Source organism: Kitasatospora humi (genome assembly GCF_020907985.1).
GTDB classification, from domain to species: Bacteria; Actinomycetota; Actinomycetes; order Streptomycetales; family Streptomycetaceae; genus Kitasatospora; species Kitasatospora humi.
On sequence record NZ_JAJJPA010000120.1, the window covers coordinates 1 to 2,975 of the forward strand.

A 2,975-nucleotide genomic window follows, 5' to 3' on the forward strand; every position below is an offset into this window, starting at 1 on the left:
CCTCTCGCTGACCGGGGGATCCGTCTGTGGGGCGCCCGGGAGAGAGAGTCCTGCTGAAGGAGATCCGGTGAAGACCGTCAGTGAGTTCGTGCCGGTGCTTGGTGCGCCCGTGCATGCAAGTGAGGCACATCTGATCAGGGAGACTGCCACGTCGTGGTCGGTGGTGTTCCCAGAGGACTTCGTCGAGATCGCCGGTGCGTACGGGGACGGGGCGATCTCGGGCTACATTTACTTCTGCGGGGCCCGGACGCTGCGGGAGTACTCCGAACGTATGGGGCACCTGCTGGAGCAGTCGCGCTCTGTCCCGCATGTCGTCCTGCCCACTCCGGGTGGGGCGCTGGTGTGGGGGAACACGGTTGAGGGTGACCAGTTGTTCCTTGTGCCCCGTGAGGACGGCCGGTGGACGGTGTCGGCGTTCCGTCGCGGCTGGGCGGACTGGCACGACACCGACCTTGGATTCAGCGACTGGTTCTATCTCGCGCTGGCGGGTGAGACGGCTACCGACTGGCTGCCCGAGTGGGAGCCGCTGCCGCACCGGCTGGAGTACGAGGAATAGGGCGTGTCTCATAATTGATCTTGTGGTGGGTCGAGGAGAGATAACCGATGCCCGTGGGCTCGGATAGAACCGTTGTTGCCTCAGCAGGACGGCGCTGGGCGTCCCTGGCGGGACCACCGTCAGGTGGTGAACGGGGTGCTGCGGTGACTGCGCACGGGTGCCCCGTGGCGTGTCCTGCCCGAACGGTACGGTCCGTGGCAGACCGTCTACCGGCGCTTCGCCCAATGGGAGAAGGACGGCACCTGGGCTGCACTCCTGCGAGAGGTTCAGGTCCGCAACGACGCGGTGGGGACTGTGGAGTGGACGTCTCGATCGACTCCACGGCTGCGGGGGTCATCAGCACGCGGCCGGGCCCGCAAAAAGGGGATCAGCCCGAGGACGAATCGGATGGCCCGTCAGCAGTTGCGCGCCGCGAGGCACTCGGCAGGTCCCCGGGGCGGTCTGACCACCAAGACATCTCATGTCGCTGGAGGTCAACTTCAGTGGTCAGGCGGCGAGTGCGACAGGCAGGGGGAAGGCCCGTTCGGAGTCGTAGAGCGTGCGGCTCTGCAGGCAGTGATAAAGACAGCCGAGGAGCTTGTTGAACAGGTTCCGCAGGGCTGCGATGTGTCGTTCGCCGCCGGTGTGTCGGCCGTCGTAGTGCTGTCGAGGTTCGTGCGAGCGCAGGGCGGCGAAAGCCCACATGTAGCCGACGGAGGCCAGCCGCTGGTTCTTGACGGCCCTGGCGACCACGACGCGGCTGCGGCCTGAAGCCCGGGTCACCGGGGCGGCGCCGGCGTATGCCTTCAAGGCCCGGGCATCGGCGAACCGTTCCCCGGTCGTCACCGACCTCGGCCAGAACGCGGGCTCCGGACATCACTGACAGCCGGGGGAAACTGGTGATGATCTCCGAATCGGGGTGGGAAAGGAACGCCTCCTCGGTGGCCGTCGCGAGGTCGTCGGCGCTCCGGCAGGTGGCGTCGAGCTGCTGGATGAGAGCCTGGGCCTGTTTCCCGTGGCTTGCTCGACCTGCGGCAGCTGGTGCAGGCAGTCCCTGCGAAAGACCCCCTGAGCCGTTCGACCTCGGCGTCGATCCCGCGTCGAAGCCGACCGGCGCGATCGAGCAGAGCACGCAGTTGGCTGCGGGTGAGCCGGGCCTAGTCGAGGTCCTGCCCCGGAGACGGGGCGAGCGAGCGGTCGCCCTACGCGGCCCCGACGGTAACGTATACCCTTCGGGGCCCGGGCACAGGGGCATTTCAAGGTCCCGGTGATCAAGTGACTGTGCAGGCCAGGGCGCTCTGGAGGGTCCGGATTGGCCCGTCAGGAACGCATCGAAGCTCCAGTTGAACGAGGTGACCTTGCCAAGTCGCCTTGAACCGCTGGAGCTTCGATGTGCCGCCAGTCTGCCACCGTCTGCCTCGTCAAGTCGCCCGCTCTGGAGGAGGTAGCAGGCTTTCCGCTGGCGGAGCGTGTGCGGGTGCTGCCCGCTCCGCGCCGGCGACGCGGCGTGCGTCACCCGTTCGTGGCGGTGCTGCTGGTTGCCGCGTCGGCGGTGGTTGCCGGGGCCCGCTCGTATGCGGCAATCGGCCAATGGTCCGTGAGTGCTCCGCAGCATGCCCTGGCCCGCCTCGGCGCTCGGGTCGCGGGCGTGTTTGGCGTGCGGGTCGCACCGAGTGCCGCCACGATCCGACCGATCGTCAACCTGGTCTGTCCTGGCGGCCTGGCCGATCTGACCGGGACTGGTCCCGGCGGTGCGGACTCGATTGCCGTGGACGGCAACCCCGCCCGCCGGAGGCGTGGCGCCCGCTCTTTGGCGTCAGAGGCCCTGGAGTTGGGCCTGCGCGTCCTCCAGGGTGGGCTGCGGAACCCCGATCTGTATCTGCGTGGAGCCGATCTTCCCGCTGGGGCAGAAGAGGGTGGCGGGGACGCGCACGGCCACGTCAAACTCTTCGCCGTTGCGGACTATGTCGAGGAGAGAGCCCAGCGTGCAGCTCGCCTGGGGAGCGACCGACGGAGAGGAAAGCCAGGCGACGGGTTGGAAGGCCTCCTGTCCCGGCTGCAGTACCGTTCCGTGCTCCCTGTCGGTGGAGAAGATTCCGTCACCCAGGACACCGGTGGTGAGCTTGGTGAACACGGGCCAGTTGGCGGACCGCGCATCGTCGGTCCGCACATCAGCGGGCCCGTACATCACGCAGGCCCGCTTCGAGGTGTTGGTGAGTTTGACGACACCGGACCATCGGGGATCGGCCACGTGCAGGTCGACCATCGTGCCGACGATGTCACTGTAGCCTTCCCAGTTGTTACACAGCGGGACGTCCGCCCCTGAAAGGGCCGGGTGCGGGGCAGCTGGCGCGGCGGTCGCACCGACGGTGCCGAGCACGGTCAGGGCCAGGGCGGACGAAGCCAGGCCGGCGACCGTTCGGCATAGGTGACGCTTAGA

2 protein-coding genes and 3 pseudogenes are annotated in these 2,975 nt (G+C 67.9%); 3 read left to right on the forward strand and 2 right to left on the reverse strand.

Annotated features, from left to right (window positions below; translation table 11 throughout):
* Positions 1-67 precede the first annotated feature (67 nt).
* Positions 68-556: a hypothetical protein gene (locus LN042_RS36595; RefSeq protein ID WP_230055789.1), complete on the forward strand. Its 489-nt coding sequence runs from the start codon at positions 68-70 to the stop codon at positions 554-556.
* Between the two features lie 22 nt (positions 557-578).
* Positions 579-1,033 (forward strand): annotated as a pseudogene (locus LN042_RS38220) (IS5 family transposase); the annotation flags it as partial.
* 9 nt (positions 1,034-1,042) lie between these two features.
* On the opposite strand, the pseudogene LN042_RS38275 reads toward LN042_RS38220, so the two are convergent.
* Positions 1,043-1,692: pseudogene (locus LN042_RS38275) on the reverse strand (transposase); the annotation flags it as partial.
* A 233-nt stretch (positions 1,693-1,925) separates the two neighbouring features.
* On the opposite strand from LN042_RS38275, the pseudogene LN042_RS36610 reads away from it, so the two are divergent.
* Positions 1,926-2,243: pseudogene (locus LN042_RS36610) on the forward strand (transposase family protein); the annotation flags it as partial.
* Between the two features lie 108 nt (positions 2,244-2,351).
* Here the strand turns inward: LN042_RS36610 and LN042_RS36615 are convergent.
* On the reverse strand, positions 2,352-2,975 hold a 624-nt coding region (locus tag LN042_RS36615), incomplete at its 5' end, for a DUF4232 domain-containing protein (RefSeq protein ID WP_230055791.1).